Source organism: Pseudomonas sp. RGB (assembly GCF_007713445.1).
Classification (GTDB): Bacteria; Pseudomonadota; Gammaproteobacteria; order Pseudomonadales; family Pseudomonadaceae; genus Aquipseudomonas.
In genome coordinates this window covers 339043-357824 of sequence record NZ_VMSH01000005.1, presented here as the reverse complement: position 1 = coordinate 357824, position 18782 = coordinate 339043, and the positions used below count along the sequence as shown (strand labels likewise).

The following is an 18782-nucleotide window of genomic DNA, read 5'->3' as shown; positions in this document are numbered from 1 at the left end:
TACGTGGAGACAACAAGGCCCGGATTGTACCGGGCCTTGAGCAAAACATCAGCCTCGCGACTAAACCTCGATGAGGCGCTCGCGCAGCTCGTAAGCCTGGCGGACCGGGGCGAACGAGCGGCGATGGATCGGCGTGGGGCCGAGGCGAGCGAGGGCTTCCAGATGAACGGGCGTCGGATAGCCTTTATGACCACCCATCCCGTAGCCGGGGTAGATCAACTCAAACGCGGCCATTTCACGGTCACGGCTGACTTTGGCCAGGATCGAGGCGGCAGCAATGGCCGGAACCTTGCTGTCACCCTTGACTACCGCTTCTGCGGGCATCGCCAGTTTTGGGCAACGGTTACCGTCGATCATCGCCATTTTGGGCGTGATATGCAGGCCTTCCACCGCGCGCTGCATGGCCAGCATGGTCGCGTGAAGGATATTCAGTTCGTCGATTTCTTCGACTTCAGCCCGGGCAATGTGCCAGCTCAGGGCTTTTTCGCAGATCTCGTCATAAAGCTTTTCGCGACGCGCTTCGGTGAGTTTTTTCGAATCGTTGAGGCCCAGGATCGGGCGGTTCGGATCGAGAATCACCGCCGCCGTGACGACGGCGCCACACAGCGGGCCGCGCCCCACCTCGTCAACCCCGGCGACCAGCTCGTGCACTTGCGCGACGAGGCTGAAGTCCAGGCCCATTTGCGTCGTCATAGGGCTTCCTGTTTGTGGCCAATCAAGGTCAGCACGGCGTCTGCCGCCTGGTTCGACGCATCACGGCGCAAGGTCCGGTGGATGTCGTCGAAACCACGGGTCTGTTCTTCGCCGCCGTCGATCAAGGGTAGTAGCGTTTGCGCCAGTGCCTGGGGCGTTGCATCGTCCTGCAACAATTCCGGGACCAGCAGACGCTGGGCCAACAGGTTGGGCAAGGAGATGTAAGGACTTTTGACCATGCGCTTGAGAATCCAGAACGTCAGCGGCGCCAGGCGATAGGCCACGACCATCGGACGCTTGTACAACAACGCTTCCAGGGTGGCGGTGCCTGAGGCGATCAGTACCGCATCACATGCTGCCAGGGCCAGGTGCGACTGACCGTCCAGCAAGGTGACCGGCAGCGTGCGCCCTTCCAGCAGCGTTTCGATTTGTGCACGACGTTGCGGGCTGGCACATGGCAACACAAAACGAATGCCGGGCTTCAACGCCTGCAGACGTTCGGCGGCGTCAAAAAACAGCGCCCCCAGGCGACCGACTTCACCGCCGCGACTGCCCGGCATCAAGGCTACCAGCGGGCCGGCGGGCAGGCCCAGTTCGGCACGCGCAGCCGCGCGATCAGCTTGCAATGGAATGGTATCGGCCAGGGTGTGCCCGACAAACCGCACCGGCACGCCCTTCTCTTCGTAGAACCGGGCTTCGAACGGCAGCAGTGTCAGCATCAAGTCGCAGCCTTCACGGATCTTGAGCACGCGCTTCTGCCGCCACGCCCATACCGAAGGGCTGACGTAGTGCACGGTCTTGATCCCGGCCTGACGCAACTTGAGTTCGATATTGAGGGTGAAGTCCGGCGCGTCGATTCCGATAAAGACGTCAGGCTTTTCTTCGATCAAGGTTTGAATCAGCAGCTTGCGGCGAGCCAGCAGCTCGCGCAGACGACCCAGCACTTCCACCAGCCCCATGACGGAAAGACGCTCCATGGGGAAGTAGGACGTCAGCCCTTCGGCCTGCATGAGCGGGCCGCCCACACCGATAAATTCCACCGCGGGATGCTGGGCTTTGAGGGCTCGCATCAAACCTGCGCCGAGAATATCGCCGGAAGCTTCTCCGGCCACCAACGCGATACGCAGATTAGCCATGATCAGCGGGTGATGCCGCGAGTCGATGCCTGGATAGAGTCACGGAACACCGCGACTTCCGGGTACAACGCTGCCGGCTCGGTCAGTTCGGCCAAAGCCTGGTCAACCGTCAGACCCTGGCGGTAAACCACCTTATAAGCACGGCGCAGGGCGTGAATTGCGTCTTCACTGAACCCGCGACGGCGCATGCCTTCGAAGTTCATGCTGCGCGCTTCAGCCGGGTTGCCGAATACCGTGACGTACGCCGGAACGTCCTTGCCGATCGCAGTGCCCATGCCGGAAAAGCTGTGGGCGCCGATATGGCAATACTGATGCACCAGGGTAAAGCCAGACAGGATCGCCCAGTCATCAACATGCACATGGCCCGCCAACGCAGTGTTGTTGACCAGGATGCAATGGTTGCCGATGACGCTGTCGTGGCCGATGTGGGCATAGGCCATGATCAGGTTGTGATCCCCCAGCGTGGTCTCGGCACGATCCTGCACGGTGCCGCGGTGAATCGTCACGCCTTCACGGATGATGTTGTGATCACCGATTACCAGGCGCGTTTCCTCACCCTTGTACTTCATGTCCGGGGTGTCTTCGCCTACCGAGGAAAACTGGTAGATACGATTGTGTTTGCCAATGCGGGTCGGACCTTTAAGGATCACGTGTGGCCCGATGACAGTCCCCTCGCCGATTTCAACACCTGCGCCGACGATCGACCAGGGGCCGACCTCAACGTCGGCGGCCAGAACGGCCGACGGATCGATGATTGCGCGAGGGTCAATCAAACTCATAGTTTGCGTTCCGCGCAGATGATCTCAGCAGAGCACACCGGCTTGCCGTCCACCGAGGCCTGGCATTCGAACTTCCAGATCTGGCGCTTGCAGCTGATGAACTTGGCTTCCAGGATCAACTGGTCACCCGGTGTGACCGGGTTGCGAAAACGCAGCTTGTCGGAGCCCACGAAATAGTAAAGCGTGCCATCGGCAGGCTTGAGGTCGAGCATTTTGAAACCAAGGATACCGGCAGCCTGGGCCATCGCTTCGATGATCAATACGCCCGGCATGATTGGATGCGCCGGAAAGTGACCATTGAAGAACGGTTCGTTGATGCTGACATTCTTGTAGGCACGAATGCGCTTTTCCTCGATGTTGAGGTCCACTACACGGTCCACCAGCAGGAACGGGTAACGGTGAGGCAGGTATTCGCGAATCTCGTTGATGTCCATCATTTCGGGGGGAAGCCTGTAATAAAGATTGGGGGCGGGCGGACAAAACGCACGCCCCGCTAGCAAATCAAGGAGGCAGTCTAGCGGCTGTGCACACTTGATATGGAAATGGTATCAGCCTTCTGATGAAGCATTACCGCCAGGGGTCACGTCCCCAACACGCTTTTCCAGCTGTTTGAGGCGTCGAGCCATGTCGTCGAGCTGCCTCAAACGTGCTGCACTCTTGCGCCATTCAGCCGCGGGCTGCATGGCGGTACCGGAAGAATAGGCACCGGGCTCGGTAATCGAGTGCGTCACCATGGTCATGCCGGTAATGAAGACGTTGTCGCAAATCTCGATGTGCCCCACCAACCCGACGCCACCGGCGAGCATGCAATGCTTGCCGATTTTGGTGCTGCCGGAAATCCCCACGCACGCGGCCATGGCGGTGTGATCGCCAATCTGTACGTTGTGGGCAATCTGGATCTGGTTATCGAGCTTCACACCGTTACCGATGACGGTATCGGCCAAGGCGCCACGGTCCACTGCGGTATTGACGCCGATTTCCACGTCATCGCCGATCAGCACGCCGCCGACCTGGGCAATCTTGTGCCAGATGCCTTTGGCATTGGCAAAGCCAAAACCCTCGCCACCAATTACAGCACCTGACTGAATGACCACACGTTCACCGATACGCACGTCGTGGTACAGGGTGACACGCGGAGCCAGCCAGCCATCGGCACCGATCTCGCAACGTGCGCCGATAAAGCAATGCGCACCTACTGTGACGCCGGCGGCAATGCGCGCGCCCCTCTCGATCACGGCAAACGCGCCAATGCTTGCCGCAGGGTCAACCCAGGCATCATCAGCAATGACCGCAGACGGATGAATACCGCCAGCAGCCTTTGGCTTTGGATCGAACAGGTGCGACGCCCGGGCATAAGCCAGGTAAGGATCGGCCACCACCAGCGCATCCCCGGCAAACCCTTCGGCGTCAGCAGCCTTCAGCAACACGGCTGCGGCTTGGCTGTCGACCAGGTATTTACGGTATTGGGGATTTGCGAGGAAGCTCAACTGAGCTGGGCCAGCCTCCTGCAAGGTGGCTAGCCCAGTGATTTCTTTCTCCTTGGAGCCACGCAAGGTGGCTCCAAGGAACTCGGCCAACTCGCCGAGTTTGATAGTCGCGGTCATGGCTTACTTCAGCTGGTTCATGCGCTCGATCACCTGGCGGGTGATGTCGTATTGAGGCTTGACGTCGATCACGGCGCCGCGCTCGAACACCAGGTCAAAGGCACCTTTCTTGATGACTTCTTCCACGGCGCTGTCGAGTTTCGGCTTGAGCTGCTTAAGCATTTCACGGTCGGCAACAGCTTTGGCTTCGTTCAGTTCCTTGGACTGGAACTGGTAGTCACGGGCCTTTTGCTTGAACTCAAGCTCCAGACGCTCACGCTCGCCTTGCTGCATTTTGTCGCCACCGGCTACCAGACGATCCTGGATGCCTTTGGCACTGCTTTCCAGCGTTTTCAGCTTGGTCAGTTGCGGACCGAATTTTTTCTCGGCATCCACTGCGTAGCGCTTGGCCGCGTCGGATTCCAGCAGAGCCATCTGATAGTTCAGGACGGCGATTTTCATTTCGGCGAAGGCCGGGGTGGTCACCAGCACGGTGGCCAGCAGAACCAATTGAGTCAACTTGCGCACGATGTACTCCTACAGAATCCGTTGTCGTTATCTTGGGTCAGACGCTTAGAACGTCTGGCCGAGGGAGAATTGGAAAATCTGGGTTTCAGCGTTATCCGGTTTCTTGATCGGCATGGCCAGAGCAAAGCTCAATGGGCCAAGCGCGGTCACCCAAGTCACACCAACGCCCACGGAGCTCGCCAGGTTGCTGAGGCTCACGTCGTTGCACTGGGTGTTGGACACGGAACCAGGTGCCGGGTTTTTAACCTGTTCGCACTTGGAGTCGAACACGTTACCCACATCCCAGAAGACCGAAGTACGCAGGGAACGCTGATCCTTGACGAACGGCAGCGGGAACAGAATCTCCGCACCACCTTGAATCAGAACGTTACCACCGAATGGCAGCGGATCGTTGTCCGAGTCAGCCAGAGTGCCCTGGTTACCCGTCACGCTGGCGCCACGGCTCGGCGTACCACGCGGACCCAAGGTGCTGTCCTTGAAGCCACGTACCGAGTTGAAACCACCGGCATAGTAGTTCTCGTAGAACGGCAGGCCACTGGTCGAACCATAACCGTCGCCATAACCCAGCTCAGTGTGCAGGCGCATGGTGTAGTTATCGCTCAACGGCTGGAACAACTGACCACGGTAGTCGAGCTTGAAGAACGACAGGTCGCTGCCCGGCGTAGTCACTTCTGCCGTGAGGCTCTGGGAGTGACCACGGGTCGCCAGTACGCCTTTGTTCAGGGTCGATTCCGACCAACCGGCCGAAGCCTTGAAGTTCAGGAACTGGTCACCCTCTTTGCGCACGAAGTCGAAGATTTCGTCCACGGTGTACACACCGGTCTTGATCTTGTCTTGTTGCGCGGTCAGGCCGAAGGTCAGGCGCGAAGTCTCGCTGATCGGGTAACCGATGTTCACACCGGCGCCAAGGCTGTCGATCGCATAGCTTGCAACGTCAACGTCGAGGTCTTTGTAGTCGGTGGTGCGGTAGAAGGCGTTGTAGCCCAGGCTCACACCGTCAGCAGTCCAGTAGGGGTCGACATAACCGAAGTTATAGCGGCTCTGGTATTCGCTTCGGGTCAGGCCGATGGAAACCTTGTTACCGGTACCGAGGAAGTTGTTCTGGGTGATCGAACCACCGAGGATCAGACCGGCGCTCTGTGCAAAACCAACGCTGGCGGTGATCGAGCCCGACGCTTGTTCTTCAACGGCGTAGTTCACATCAACCTGGTCATCCACGCCCGGTACGGCCGGGGTTTCGACGTTGACTTCTTTGAAGAAGCCCAGGCGCTCAAGACGGGTCTTGGACTGGTCGATCAGGTAAGTCGACGCCCAGCCACCTTCCATTTGACGCATCTCACGACGCAGCACTTCGTCCGCAGACTTGGTGTTGCCGCGGAAGTTGATGCGGTTCACGTAGGCGCGCTTGCCCGGATCAACGACAAAGGTGATGTCCACAGTGTGGTCATCATCGTGCGGAGTCGGTACGCCGTTGACGTTGGCGAAGGTATAGCCTTCGTTACCCAGACGACGGGTGATCAGCTCGGACGTGGTGGTCATCAGCTTGCGCGAGAACACCTGGTTTTTCTGTACCAGCAACAGCGCCTTGACCTGATCTTCAGGCACTTTCAGGTCGCCGCTGAGTTTCACGTCACGAACGGTGTACTTCTCGCCTTCGTTGACGTTGACAGTAATGTAGACGTGCTTCTTGTCCGGGGTGATGGACACCTGGGTCGAAGCGATATCCATGTTGATATAGCCACGGTCCAGGTAGTAGGAGCGCAGACGTTCCAGGTCACCCGAGAGTTTTTCACGGGCGTACTTGTCATCGTTCTTGAAGAACGACAACCAGTTGGTGGTCTTGAGTTCGAACAGGTCGATCAGGTCGTCATCAGCAAACTTGGTGTTACCCACCACGTTGATGTGCTGAATGGCCGCCACGGTGCCTTCGTTGATCTTGACCTTGAGGCCAACACGGTTACGAGGCTGCGGGATCACTTCCGTTTCCACGGTCGCGGAGTAGCGGCCCTGGGCAACGTACTGACGTTGCAATTCGTTACGCACACCTTCAAGGGTGGCGCGCTGGAAGATCTCGCCCTCGGCAAGGCCGGATTGCTTGAGACCCTTCATCAAGTCTTCAGTGGAGATCGCCTTGTTACCTTCGATCTCGATACTGGCGACAGAAGGTCGCTCGACGACAGTGATGACCAGGACGTTGCCTTCGCGACCCAGCTGGATATCTTGAAAGAACCCGGTTTTGAACAGCGCACGAGTGGATTCCACCAGGCGACGATCATCCGCCTGTTCCCCGACGTTCAACGGCAAGGCACCAAAGACGCTACCCGCGGAAACCCGCTGGAGGCCGTTGACGCGAATATCGGAGATAGTGAAGGACTCGGCGTGAACTTCGGCGATCATCAATACGGTGAGAACCGCAGTTAGCAGCAGACGTTTCATGAAGTCCTTTCTTATTCCAACTGGCAATAAACAAACTGCCGCAAAATGCGGCAGATTCGCAATTCAGCGAAGCGTTACAGTCGTCCCAGATCGTTGACCAGAGCTAACAACATCACTCCGACCACCAAACTGATACCGATCTGTATCCCCCAACCCTGCACCCGATCCGACAAGGGGCGACCACGCACCCACTCGACCAGATAAAACAACAGATGCCCCCCGTCCAATACTGGAATGGGCAGCAAATTCAGAACTCCAAGGCTAATACTCAGATAAGCCAGGAAATTCAGGAAATCCGCGACACCCGACTGGGCAGAAGCGCCCGCCACTTTAGCAATGGTTATCGGTCCACTCAAGTTTTTTACCGAGAGCTCGCCGAACAACATTTTCTTGAGCGATTCGAGCGTCAGCACACTCATGGTCCAAGTGCGTTTTGCACCCTCGCCAATTGCCGCCAAAGGCCCGAAGCTGACCTCGCGCACCATCGATGGCGGCCACTCGACACCTTTTACCCCGGCACCGAGATAACCCCCGGCCGCCTTGGCTTCCCCGCGAACAGCCAGGGTCACAGGGACGTCGATTTGAGCACCATCGCGCTCAACTTTCAGCACAATTTTGGTATCAGGCCGTACACGCACCAGATCCACCACCTGCTGCCAGTCGCCCAGCGCCTGACCATCGAGCGCCAACAGGCGATCGCCCGTTTTCAGACCTGCGGCCTGCGCCGGGCCTTTCGGATCCAGCTCGGCGAGCACCGGCGGCAGGGCCGGACGCCACGGACGAATGCCCAGGGACTTGATCGGATCAGGCTCTTCTGCGCCTTTGAGCCAATGGTCCAGGGACAATTCACGCGGCGTCTCAGCGGTGGAATCCTGCTCGCGCACCACCACATTAATAGTGCCGCTCTCGCCCATGCGGCGAACCAACTGCAAATTGACAGCGCCCCAGCCGGTGGTGGGCTCGCCATCAATGGAAACAATTTCCTGACCGGCGATCAGTCCGGCCTTGGCCGCCATGCTGTCCGCTTCAACTGCGCCGATAACCGGGCGCACCTGTTGGCTGCCCATCATGGCCAAGACCCAGAAGAACACGATTGCCAAGAGGAAATTGGCGATCGGGCCGGCTGCGACAATAGCGATACGCTGACGAACGGTCTTACGGTTGAAGGATTGGTCCAACTGATCGACAGGCACCTCGCCTTCACGCTCGTCGAGCATCTTGACGTAGCCGCCCAGCGGAATGGCCGCAATCACGAATTCAGTGCCCCTACGGTCGTGCCAACGCAGCAGCGGCATGCCGAAACCGACGGAAAAGCGCAGCACCTTGACGCCGCAACGACGCGCGACCCAAAAGTGGCCGAATTCGTGAAAGGTTACCAGCACACCCAGAGCAACCAGGGTGCCGACAATCATGTAGAGCGCACTCATCTAATTTCTCCGCATTCCAATCCAGTGCCTGAGGGCTCAAACCTGCCCACAGACTAACGCGCGTTGCGGTTCAACCACTGTTGGGCCAGGGCTCGGGCCTTTGTATCGGCCTCGAACACTGCACCCAAATCATCCACTGCCACAACGGGCTCAAGGCTCAAAACGTCCTCGATGATACTCGCGATCTGCGGAAAGCGAATACGCCCATCAAGAAACGCCGCCACCGCCACCTCGTTGGCCGCATTGAGCACGGCCGGCGCACTGTTGCCCGCCTCTGCCGCTTGCCGGGCCAGACGCAGGCACGGGAAGCGCTGCTCGTCCGGCGCTTCGAAATCCAGGCGCGCAATGGCAAACAGGTCCAACGGTGCAACGCCGGAATCAATCCGCTCCGGCCAGGCCAGTGCATTGGCAATCGGCGTACGCATATCGGGGTTGCCCAGCTGCGCCAGGACCGAACCATCGACATAGTCGACCAGGGAATGAATCACACTTTGCGGGTGAATCACCACCTCGACCTGATCAGGCCGCGCATCGAACAACCAGCACGCCTCGATCAACTCCAGGCCTTTGTTCATCATGCTCGCCGAATCCACGGAGATTTTTCGCCCCATCGACCAGTTTGGGTGTGCACACGCCTGATCAGGCGAGACATGCTCAAGATCAGCCAGCGGAGTTTGCCGGAAAGGGCCACCGGAAGCCGTCAGGAGAATCCGCCGCACGCCAACCTGGCTCAAGCCTCGGGCAAAATCACCGGGCATGCACTGGAAGATCGCATTGTGTTCGCTGTCCAGAGGCAGCAGCACGGCGCCACTCTTGCGCACGGCCTGCATAAAGAGCGTGCCGGACATCACCAGCGCCTCTTTATTGGCCAGCAGGATCTTTTTACCGGCATCGACGGCGGCCAGTGTCGGGCGCAACCCTGCCGCTCCGACAATGGCTGCCACTACAGTGTCGACGTCAGGATCTGCCGAGACCTGGCACAAGCCCTCCTCGCCCACCAACACGTGGGTCGCAAGGCCTGCAGACCTCAACTGGTCCTGCAAGCCGCGCGCTACCGACACCTCTGGCACAACGGCGAATCTAGGCGTATGACGCACGCACAAGGCCAGCAACTCGTTCAAGCGAGAGAAGCCGGTCAGCGCAAACACCTGGTAGCGATCTGGATGACGAGCAATCACATCCAGCGTGCTGAGCCCGACCGAGCCGGTTGCGCCCAGCACGGTCACCTGTTGCAGGCGGCTCACGAAGCCGCCATCCACAACAGCACGGCGAAGATGGGAATGGCAGCGGTAAGGCTGTCGATTCGATCCAGCACACCGCCGTGACCCGGCAGCAGGTTGCTGCTGTCCTTGATCCCGGCCTGGCGCTTGAACATGCTTTCGGTGAGGTCACCCACCACGGAGATAAACACCACAACGGCGGTGCCCAACAAGGCCAGGAGGATTTCCTTCACCGACCAGTCGCGCACTACACCGACCACCAGCGTGATCAACAACGTCAATGCCAAGCCACCGTAAACGCCTTCCCAGCTCTTGCCCGGGCTGACGGCTGGCGCCAACTTGCGCTTGCCGAACGCCCGGCCGGAGAAGTAGGCACCGATGTCAGCGCCCCACACCAGCACCATCACCGCCATGATCAGCCAGTTGCCCATCGGCGAATTCTTGATTTCCACCAGCCCTTGCCAGGCCGGCAGCAGAATCAGAAGACCAATCACCAACTTGCTGGCCACGCTGGACCATTGGGCGCTGGTGCGCGGGTAGGTCAGCACCAGGAAGGTCGCAAGCGCCCACCACAGTACCGCCGCTCCCAACACCCAAGGCACGACAATGCTCGAAAGCGTATGCATGAGAAACAGCAACAGGGCCACCACAGCGGCGTAAACCACGCGCGGCAACTGCTCGTTGAAACCGGCCAGGCGTGCCCATTCCCAAGCACCCAGGGTAACGACCAGGCCGATAAACAGCGCAAAGCCGGAACCGTCGAGCAGAAAAAAACCACACAAGGCAATCGGCAGCAGGATCAGTGCTGTGATGATTCGTTGTTTAAGCATTTAAACCCGGGCTCCAGCTTCGATCTGCTCGCTCGTTTTACCGAAGCGACGCTGACGGGAAGCGAAATCGGCCAGCGCATTGCGCATGGCATCGTGTTTGAAGTCCGGCCAGAACAGGTCGGAGAAGTACAGTTCGGTGTAGGCCAGCTGCCACAGCAGGAAATTGCTGACGCGGTGCTCACCACCGGTACGGATGCACAAGTCCGGCAACGGCAGATCACCGGTTACCAGGCAGGTTTGCAACAATTCGGGCGTAATGTCGTCAGGCCGCAGATGCCCGGCCTGCACTTCGCGGGCAAGCCGCTGTGCAGCCTGGGCGATATCCCACTGACCACCGTAGTTGGCTGCAATCTGCAGCACAAAACGGTTGGAGCCGGCGGTGATAGCCTCGGCTTCGCGCATGGCCGCTTGCAGTTCCGGATGGAACCGCGAGCGATCACCAATGATGCGCAGGCTGATGTTGTTGTCGTTGAGGCGCTTGGCCTCACGACGCAACGCCTTGAAGAACAGGTCCATCAAGGCGCTGACTTCTTCGGCGGGCCGTTGCCAGTTCTCGCTGGAGAAGGCAAACAGAGTCAACACCTCGACCTTGGCCTCGGCACACACCTCAATAACAGCGCGCACCGCATCGACACCCGCCTTATGCCCGGCGACACCCGGCATAAAGCGTTTTTTCGCCCAGCGATTATTCCCATCCATGATGATCGCGACATGGCGCGGCACCACGGAGGGCACAGTCTGCTTGGTCTTTTCCATGAAGGCGTCCTGACCCTTATACGGCCATCAGGTCCTTTTCTTTCTCTTCCGTGGCCTTGGTGATCTGGGCCTCGGCGTCTTTAGTCAGTTTGTCGATATCAGCAACGGCGCGACGCTCTTCGTCTTCGCTGATTTCTTTGTCCTTGACCAGTTTTTTGAGGTCACCCAACGCATCACGACGAATGTTGCGCACGGCAACACGCGCATCTTCAGCAGCGCTGCGCGCCTGCTTGGTGAAGCCCTTGCGGGTTTCTTCAGTCAGGGCAGGCATGGAGATCAGCAACAACTCGCCCAGGTTGGTCGGGTTGAGGTTCAGGCCCGCGCTCTGGATGGCTTTGTCGACGGCTGCGAGCATGTTGCGCTCGAAGGCCACGACTTGCAGGGTGCGCGAGTCTTTTACGGTGATGTTGGCGACCTGGGTAATGGAGGTGTCAGTGCCGTAATACGGCACCATTACGCTGCCCAGGATGCTTGGGTGAGCCTTACCGGTACGAATCTGGCCAAAAGCATGGGCCAGAGACTCCAGGGATTTGTGCATACGCTCTTGAGCGTCTTTCTTGATTTCGTTGATCATTGTTGGCCTTCCTCGATCAGAGTCCCTTCCGCGCCGCCGTGTACGATGTTCAGCAGGGCGCCGGGCTTGTTCATGTTAAATACGCGCAGTGGCATCTTGTGGTCACGGCACAGGCAAATAGCCGTCAGGTCCATCACGCCCAGCTTGCGATCCAGTACTTCATCGTAGGTCAGATGATCGAACTTCTCGGCATGCGGGTCTTTGAATGGGTCTGCGGTGTAGACACCGTCCACCTTGGTGGCCTTGAGCACAACGTCGGCATCGATTTCGATGGCGCGCAGGCAGGCAGCCGAGTCCGTGGTGAAGAACGGGTTGCCGGTACCGGCAGCAAAGATCACTACTTCTTTGGCGTTCAGGTGACGCATGGCTTTGCGACGATCATAGTGATCGGTCACGCCAACCATGGAAATAGCCGACATCACGATCGCCGAGATATTGGCACGCTCCAGGGCGTCACGCATTGCCAGGGCGTTCATCACAGTGGCCAGCATGCCCATGTGATCGCCAGTCACCCGATCCATGCCGGCCGCACTCAGCGCCGCACCACGGAACAGGTTACCACCGCCAATCACCAGGCCGACCTGAACACCGATGCCGACCAACTGGCCGACTTCCAGCGCCATGCGGTCGAGCACCTTGGGATCGATCCCGAACTCTTCCGAGCCCATCAGGGCCTCGCCGCTAAGCTTGAGTAGAATGCGTTTATAGCGAGCCTGATAACCACTGCCCTGCTGAGCCATTGCGAATCTCTCCTGCGGCGTATTTTTTAAAAATTCTTGGCGAGCCGTTTACGGCTTGCGTTCACTCTAGCTGGACGCTGTCTCAGCGCCATCGGAACACGGCTTTGTAAGCCAGTTCCGAGAGGAAACCAAATAAAAATTGGTCTTCCCATTTGAAAAGAGGCTGCGCGCGTGAGCGGGCAGCCTCTTTCGGGCGACAGTTGAAAACTGTCTTATTGCTTGGCGGCAGCCAGCTGGGCAGCAACTTCTTCAGCGAAGTTGTCGACCGGCTTCTCGATGCCTTCGCCTACTTTGTAGTAAGTGAAGGAAACGATTTCAGCACCGGCTTTCTTGGCCAGTTCGCCAACCTTGATTTCAGGGTTCTTGACGAACGCCTGCTCAACCAGGCTCGCTTCAGCCAGGAACTTGCTGATACGGCCTTTGATCATGTTTTCAACGATGTTTTCTGGCTTGCCGGCGATCTTGTCAGCGTTCAGGCTCAGGAACACAGCTTTTTCGCGCTCGATTGCGTCAGCAGACACTTCCGACGGCAGCAGGAACTCTGGGTTGCTGGCCGCTACGTGCATAGCGATGTCTTTAGCCAGCTCAACGTCGCCGCCTTTGAGGGCAACCACAACGCCGATTTTGTTACCGTGCAGGTAACCGCCAACCACATCACCTTCGATGCGCGCCAGACGACGGATGTTGACGTTTTCGCCAACCTTGCCGACCAGTACCAGGCGAGCAGCTTCTTGAGCTTCGATCAACGGCTCAACAGTGGTCAGTTTGTCGGCGAACGCTTTTTCAACGCTAGCGGCAACAAATGCCTTGAAGTCGTCTTGCAGAGCCAGGAAGTCGGTCTGCGAGTTCACTTCCAGCAGAACAGCGGACTTACCGTCTTCTTTCAGAGCGATAGCGCCTTCAGCAGCTACGTTGCCTGCTTTCTTGGCAGCCTTGATGGCGCCGGAAGCACGCATGTCATCAATGGCTTTTTCGATGTCGCCGCCGGCCTTGGTCAAGGCCTTTTTGCAATCCATCATGCCTTCGCCGGTACGCTCACGCAGTTCTTTAACCAACGCTGCAGTAATCTCTGCCATTTCAAAATCCTCTTGGATAGGTTTTCAACCATTCCACCCGATCAAACGGGCGATCAATTCTTCCCGAATCACCCTTGTAGGCCGCTGCACGTTACAGAAGATGTAGCTGCGCTGCCGACAAATGGTTTTCGAGGTGGCAAAAAGGGGGCCAAGCCCCCTTTTTGCTTACTGAGTCAACGCCAGGGCGTCAGTTACTCAGCGGCAGCTACCGGAGCTTCTTCAACGAACTGCTCGGTACCGCCAGCAACGTGGTTGCGACCACGGATTACAGCGTCAGCCATCGAACCCATGTACAGCTGGATAGCGCGGATTGCGTCATCGTTGCCTGGGATGATGTAGTCAACGCCTTCCGGGCTGCTGTTGGTATCGACTACGCCGATAACAGGGATGCCCAGCTTGTTGGCTTCGGTGATCGCGATGCGCTCGTGATCAACGTCGATAACGAACAGTGCGTCAGGCAGACCGCCCATGTCCTTGATACCACCCAGGGAACGATCGAGCTTTTCCAGGTCGCGAGTGCGCATCAGCGCCTCTTTCTTGGTCAGCTTGGCGAAAGTACCGTCTTCGGCTTGCACTTCAAGGTCACGCAGACGCTTGATGGAAGCACGGATGGTTTTGAAGTTGGTCAGCATGCCGCCCAACCAGCGGTGATCGACGTACGGCGAACCGCAACGAGCTGCTTCTTCAGCAACGATCTTGCCAGCGGAACGCTTGGTGCCGACGAACAGAATCTTGTTTTTGCCCTGGGCCAGACGCTCTACGAAAGTCAGCGCTTCGTTGAACATTGGCAGGGTTTTTTCAAGGTTGATAATGTGGATCTTGTTACGCGCGCCGAAAATGTATTTACCCATTTTCGGGTTCCAGTAACGGGTCTGGTGACCGAAGTGCACACCGGCCTTCAGCATATCGCGCATGTTGACTTGGGACATGATAGTTCCTTAATAAGTCGGGTTTGGCCTCCACGTATCCCAATGACCAACCAGCGGCATTCGCCTCCGGCACCCAGGTCATCGTGTCGACACGTGTGTGGATTTAAGCTTTGCGGGGTATCCCCGGAAAGCGGCGCATTTTATACCACACGAAGGACAAAAACGAAACCCGCAATCACATTTGCCGTGATCGGCTTTTGCGTAAGCCTTTGAATAGAGCCAACATGCCCCTACCTTATAGAGAGAAGCGATCGTCAGACGCTCATGGTTTGCCGCCCGCGTCTGGTAGAATCGCGTTTTTTTGGGGCTTGTGCGAATTCTGCAACCTTTTGTCGCACGCCCGTAAACCGTATTGATTTCAGCGCGTCGCGCTAGAGAGAGCCTGTATGACCGTTACCTTGAAAACCGCCGAAGACATCGCAGGCATGCGCGTTGCCGGCAAACTGGCTGCCGACGTGCTGGAAATGATTGCCGAACACGTCAAGCCAGGCGTGACCACCGAAGCCCTGGACCGCATCTGCCACGACTATATTGTCGACGTGCAAAAAGCCATTCCTGCGCCGCTGAACTACAAGGGCTTCCCCAAGTCCATCTGCACCTCGATCAACCACGTGGTCTGCCACGGGATTCCAGGCGACAAGCCGTTGAAAGACGGCGACACCCTGAACATCGACGTGACCGTGATCAAAGACGGCTACCACGGCGACACCAGCCGCATGTTCCACGTCGGCACCGTGCCGGTCTGGGCCGAGCGCCTGTCGCAGGTCACTCAGGAATGCATGTACAAGGCCATCGAAATCGTCAAGCCCGGCTGCCGCCTGGGCGATATCGGTGAAGTGATCCAGAAGCACGCTGAAAAGAACGGCTTCTCGGTGGTCCGCGAATTCTGTGGCCATGGCATCGGCAAAGTATTCCACGAAGAACCGCAGATCCTGCATTACGGTCGCGCCGGCACCGGCATGGAACTCAAGGCGGGCATGACCTTCACCATCGAGCCGATGATCAACCAGGGCAAGGCCGACACCAAAGTGCTGGGCGACGGCTGGACCGCCATCACCAAGGACCGCAAGCTCTCGGCACAGTGGGAACACACCCTGCTGGTCACCGAAACCGGCTACGAGATCTTCACCTTGCGCGCAGACGACACGATTCCACGCGTTTCAGCGTAAAGGTTGCTTGGGTTTCCCCCCCAACGGTGTTGTGACTGACTGATAGATAGAAAGGAAAGCCGATCGATGCCCCAGGTGGATCCCGAACTCTTCGACCGTGGCCAGTTCCAGGCTGAACTGGCCTTGAAGGCAAGCCCGATCTTCGCCTTCAAGAAGGCTATTCGCCAGGCCCGCGATGTGCTCGATGCGCGCTTTCGCAGTGGCCGGGACATTCGTCGGCTGATCGAGGACCGCGCCTGGTTCGTCGACAACATCCTGCAAAAGGCCTGGGAACAGTTCAACTGGAGTGAAGACGCCGATATCGCCCTGGTGGCCGTCGGCGGCTACGGTCGCGGTGAGTTGCACCCCTACTCCGACATCGACCTGCTGATCCTGTTGGACAGCGCCGATCATGAGATCTTTCGCGATTCCATCGAGCGCTTTCTGACGCTGTTGTGGGACATCGGCCTGGAAGTCGGCCAGAGCGTTCGCTCGGTAGACGAATGCGCCGAAGAGGCGCGCGCCGACCTCACCGTCATCACCAACTTGATGGAAAGCCGCACCATTGCCGGCCCCGAGCGCCTGCGCAAACGCATGCTGGAAGTCACCAGCACCGCGCATATGTGGCCGAGCAAGGAGTTCTTCCTGGCCAAGCGTGCCGAGCAGAAAGCCCGGCACCACAAGTACAACGACACCGAATACAACCTGGAACCCAACGTCAAAGGCTCACCGGGCGGACTGCGCGATATCCAGACCATTTTGTGGGTCGCGCGTCGCCAATACGGCACCCTGAACCTGCGCGCCCTGGCCGGCGAAGGCTTTCTGGTAGAGAGCGAAAACGCCCTGCTGGCCTCGTCCCAGGAGTTCCTGTGGAAAGTGCGCTATGCCCTGCACATGCTCGCCGGGCGTTCCGAAGACCGACTGCTATTCGACCACCAGCGCTCCATCGCCACCCTCCTGGGGTTTGAGGGCGAGGACGCGAAGACCAGCATCGAAAGCTTCATGCAGCAGTACTACCGGGTGGTCATGAGCATCGCCCAGCTCAGCGACCTGATCATCCAGCACTTCGAAGAAGTGATCCTGGCCCCCGAAGACGAAGCACCGCCGCAGCCGATCAACTCGCGCTTCCAACTGCACGACGGCTACATCGAGGCGCGCAACGATAACGTGTTCCGCCGCACCCCGTTCGCCATGCTGGAAATCTTCGTGCTGATGGCCCAGCAGCCGGAAATCAAAGGCGTGCGCGCCGACACCATCCGCCTGCTGCGAGAAAACCGTCATCTGATCGATGATGATTTTCGCAATGACATCCGCAACACCAGCCTGTTTATCGAGCTGTTCAAGTGCAAAATCGGCATCCACCGCAACCTGCGGCGCATGAACCGATACGGCATCCTCGGGCGGTACCTGCCGGAGTTCGGCTTTATCGTCGGGCAGATGCAGCACGACCTGTTCCACATCTACACCGTAGACGCCCACACGCTGAACCTGATCAAGCACCTGCGTAAGTTGCAGTACACCCAGGTGTCAGAGAAATTCCCGCTGGCCAGCAAGCTCATGGCCAAGCTGCCCAAGCCGGAACTGATCTACCTGGCCGGCCTGTACCACGACATCGGCAAGGGCCGGCATGGCGACCACTCGGAAATCGGCGCAGTCGATGCCGAGGCGTTCTGCCAGCGCCATCAACTGCCGCTGTGGGACAGCCGCCTGATCGTCTGGCTGGTACAGAACCACCTGGTGATGTCGACCACCGCCCAGCGCAAGGACTTGTCCGACCCGCAGGTGATCCACGACTTCGCCGGCATCGTCGGTGATGAAACCCGCCTCGACTATCTCTATGTGCTGACCGTCTCCGACATCAATGCCACCAACCCGACATTGTGGAACTCCTGGCGCGCCAGCCTGCTGCGCCAGCTCTACACCGAGACCAAGCGCGCGCTGCGCCGCGGCCTGGAAAACCCGGTAGACCGCGAGGAGCAGATCCGCCGCACCCAAAGCGCGGCCCTGGATATCCTGGTGCGCGGCGGCAATGACCCGGACGACGTCGAACAACTGTGGTCGCAACTGGGCGACGATTACTTCCTGCGCCACACTGCCGGCGACGTGGCCTGGCACAGTGACGCGATCCTGCAGCAGCCTGCCGATGGTGGCCCGCTGGTACTGATCAAGGAGACCACCCAGCGCGAATTCGAAGGTGGCACGCAGATCTTCATCTATGCGCCTGACCAGCACGACTTCTTCGCCGTGACCGTGGCGGCCATGGACCAGCTGAACCTGAACATCCATGACGCGCGGGTCATCACCTCGAGCAGCCAGTTCACCCTCGACACCTACATCGTGCTCGACACCGACGGCGACTCCATCGGCGATAACCCGGTGCGCGTGAAAAAGATCCGCGAAGGCCTGACCGAAGCGCTGCGCAACCCGGACGATTACCCGACGATCATCCAGCGTCGGGTACCGCGTCAGCTCAAGCACTTTGCCTTTGCGCCTCAGGTGACCATATCCAACGACGCCCAGCGCCCGGTGACCGTGCTGGAGCTCAGCGCGCCGGACCGCCCCGGCTTGCTGGCGCGCATCGGCGGGATTTTCCTGGAGTTCGACCTGTCGTTGCAGAACGCCAAGATTGCGACCCTCGGCGAGCGCGTGGAGGACGTGTTCTTCATTACCGACGCCGACAACCAGCCGCTGTCCGACCCTGAACTGTGCCGACGCTTGCAGGACGCAATCGTCCAGCAACTGAGCGTGACCCAGGAACCCGGCGTCGAGCTGACGCGGCTGACGATTTGATTTCTTAACTGTGTGAACGCGATTCATGTGGGAGCTGGCTTGCCTGCGATGCGCACGCTGCGGTGTGTCTGGTACACCGCAGCGATGCCAGCACAGGCAAGCCAGCTCCCACAGGGTTCGTGCCCATTGCAATAGAG

At 58.7% G+C, this 18782-nt stretch carries 17 protein-coding genes; 2 read left to right on the top strand and 15 right to left on the bottom strand.

From position 1 onward, the window contains the following. Nucleotides 1-60 precede the first annotated feature (60 nt). From rnhB to rpsB, 15 genes are all read right to left on the bottom strand, one after another. Entirely contained in the window at nt 61-693 is a 633-nt protein-coding gene (gene rnhB / locus FPT15_RS13825) for a ribonuclease HII (RefSeq protein ID WP_145161887.1), read from the bottom strand. Beyond that, entirely contained in the window at nt 690-1829 is a 1140-nt protein-coding gene (gene lpxB / locus FPT15_RS13820) for a lipid-A-disaccharide synthase (RefSeq protein WP_145161884.1), read from the bottom strand. Before lpxB ends, rnhB begins: the two co-directional genes overlap by 4 nt. Before the next feature lie 2 nt (nt 1830-1831). Then, nucleotides 1832-2608, bottom strand: coding sequence for an acyl-ACP--UDP-N-acetylglucosamine O-acyltransferase (gene lpxA, locus FPT15_RS13815; RefSeq protein WP_145161881.1), 777 nt, complete (start codon nt 2606-2608; stop codon nt 1832-1834). Beyond that, entirely contained in the window at nt 2605-3045 is a 441-nt protein-coding gene (fabZ, locus tag FPT15_RS13810; protein WP_016976866.1) for a 3-hydroxyacyl-ACP dehydratase FabZ, read from the bottom strand. The genes lpxA and fabZ overlap by 4 nt, the downstream gene beginning before the upstream one ends. Nucleotides 3046-3156: 111 nt before the next feature. Next, complete coding sequence (gene lpxD / locus FPT15_RS13805; RefSeq protein WP_145161878.1) at nt 3157-4212, bottom strand: UDP-3-O-(3-hydroxymyristoyl)glucosamine N-acyltransferase; 1056 nt, start codon at nt 4210-4212, stop codon at nt 3157-3159. Between the two features lie 3 nt (nt 4213-4215). Beyond that, nucleotides 4216-4719, bottom strand: coding sequence for an OmpH family outer membrane protein (locus tag FPT15_RS13800; RefSeq protein ID WP_003189173.1), 504 nt, complete (start codon nt 4717-4719; stop codon nt 4216-4218). A 45-nt stretch (nt 4720-4764) separates the two neighbouring features. Beyond that, complete coding sequence (gene bamA, locus FPT15_RS13795) at nt 4765-7155, bottom strand: outer membrane protein assembly factor BamA (RefSeq protein WP_145161876.1); 2391 nt, start codon at nt 7153-7155, stop codon at nt 4765-4767. Nucleotides 7156-7229: 74 nt separating this feature from the next. After that, nucleotides 7230-8582, bottom strand: coding sequence for a sigma E protease regulator RseP (rseP, locus tag FPT15_RS13790; protein ID WP_119738754.1), 1353 nt, complete (start codon nt 8580-8582; stop codon nt 7230-7232). A gap of 53 nt (nt 8583-8635) precedes the next feature. After that, nucleotides 8636-9826, bottom strand: coding sequence for a 1-deoxy-D-xylulose-5-phosphate reductoisomerase (gene ispC / locus FPT15_RS13785; RefSeq protein ID WP_145161873.1), 1191 nt, complete (start codon nt 9824-9826; stop codon nt 8636-8638). After that, complete coding sequence (locus FPT15_RS13780) at nt 9823-10632, bottom strand: phosphatidate cytidylyltransferase (protein ID WP_145161870.1); 810 nt, start codon at nt 10630-10632, stop codon at nt 9823-9825. Before FPT15_RS13780 ends, ispC begins: the two co-directional genes overlap by 4 nt. Beyond that, the gene (gene uppS, locus FPT15_RS13775) at nt 10633-11388 is read right to left on the bottom strand and encodes a polyprenyl diphosphate synthase (protein ID WP_145161868.1); all 756 of its coding nucleotides are present in this window, start codon (nt 11386-11388) and stop codon (nt 10633-10635) included. It lies immediately after the preceding gene. 16 nt (nt 11389-11404) lie between these two features. After that, nucleotides 11405-11962, bottom strand: a complete 558-nt coding sequence (gene frr / locus FPT15_RS13770; protein ID WP_106577169.1) for a ribosome recycling factor — start codon at nt 11960-11962, stop codon at nt 11405-11407. Then, nucleotides 11959-12702, bottom strand: coding sequence for a UMP kinase (gene pyrH, locus FPT15_RS13765; protein WP_003172271.1), 744 nt, complete (start codon nt 12700-12702; stop codon nt 11959-11961). Before pyrH ends, frr begins: the two co-directional genes overlap by 4 nt. 212 nt (nt 12703-12914) lie before the next feature. Next, the gene (gene tsf / locus FPT15_RS13760) at nt 12915-13778 is read right to left on the bottom strand and encodes a translation elongation factor Ts (protein ID WP_083359812.1); all 864 of its coding nucleotides are present in this window, start codon (nt 13776-13778) and stop codon (nt 12915-12917) included. 191 nt (nt 13779-13969) lie between these two features. Continuing rightward, a complete protein-coding gene (gene rpsB / locus FPT15_RS13755) occupies nt 13970-14707 on the bottom strand; it encodes a 30S ribosomal protein S2 (protein WP_003219330.1) in 738 nt (245 codons plus the stop codon). Between the two features lie 386 nt (nt 14708-15093). Here rpsB and map point away from each other — a divergent pair, with 386 nt between their 5' ends. After that, on the top strand, nt 15094-15876 hold the full coding sequence (gene map, locus FPT15_RS13750; protein ID WP_073522657.1) for a type I methionyl aminopeptidase: 783 nt from the start codon (nt 15094-15096) through the stop codon (nt 15874-15876). Nucleotides 15877-15942: 66 nt separating this feature from the next. Then, a complete protein-coding gene (locus FPT15_RS13745) occupies nt 15943-18645 on the top strand; it encodes a [protein-PII] uridylyltransferase (RefSeq protein WP_145161865.1) in 2703 nt (900 codons plus the stop codon). The last annotated feature ends 137 nt before the right edge of the window (nt 18646-18782 follow it).

Coding starts and splice junctions, on each gene's coding strand:
- rnhB (WP_145161887.1), bottom strand. CDS start 693: ATGACGACGCAAATGGGCCTGGACTTCAGCCTCGTCGCGCAAGTGCAC.
- lpxB (WP_145161884.1), bottom strand. CDS start 1,829: ATGGCTAATCTGCGTATCGCGTTGGTGGCCGGAGAAGCTTCCGGCGAT.
- lpxA (WP_145161881.1), bottom strand. CDS start 2,608: ATGAGTTTGATTGACCCTCGCGCAATCATCGATCCGTCGGCCGTTCTG.
- fabZ (WP_016976866.1), bottom strand. CDS start 3,045: ATGATGGACATCAACGAGATTCGCGAATACCTGCCTCACCGTTACCCG.
- lpxD (WP_145161878.1), bottom strand. CDS start 4,212: ATGACCGCGACTATCAAACTCGGCGAGTTGGCCGAGTTCCTTGGAGCC.
- bamA (WP_145161876.1), bottom strand. CDS start 7,155: ATGAAACGTCTGCTGCTAACTGCGGTTCTCACCGTATTGATGATCGCC.
- rseP (WP_119738754.1), bottom strand. CDS start 8,582: ATGAGTGCGCTCTACATGATTGTCGGCACCCTGGTTGCTCTGGGTGTG.
- FPT15_RS13780 (WP_145161870.1), bottom strand. CDS start 10,632: ATGCTTAAACAACGAATCATCACAGCACTGATCCTGCTGCCGATTGCC.
- uppS (WP_145161868.1), bottom strand. CDS start 11,388: ATGGAAAAGACCAAGCAGACTGTGCCCTCCGTGGTGCCGCGCCATGTC.
- frr (WP_106577169.1), bottom strand. CDS start 11,962: ATGATCAACGAAATCAAGAAAGACGCTCAAGAGCGTATGCACAAATCC.
- pyrH (WP_003172271.1), bottom strand. CDS start 12,702: ATGGCTCAGCAGGGCAGTGGTTATCAGGCTCGCTATAAACGCATTCTA.
- tsf (WP_083359812.1), bottom strand. CDS start 13,778: ATGGCAGAGATTACTGCAGCGTTGGTTAAAGAACTGCGTGAGCGTACC.
- rpsB (WP_003219330.1), bottom strand. CDS start 14,707: ATGTCCCAAGTCAACATGCGCGATATGCTGAAGGCCGGTGTGCACTTC.
- map (WP_073522657.1), top strand. CDS start 15,094: ATGACCGTTACCTTGAAAACCGCCGAAGACATCGCAGGCATGCGCGTT.
- FPT15_RS13745 (WP_145161865.1), top strand. CDS start 15,943: ATGCCCCAGGTGGATCCCGAACTCTTCGACCGTGGCCAGTTCCAGGCT.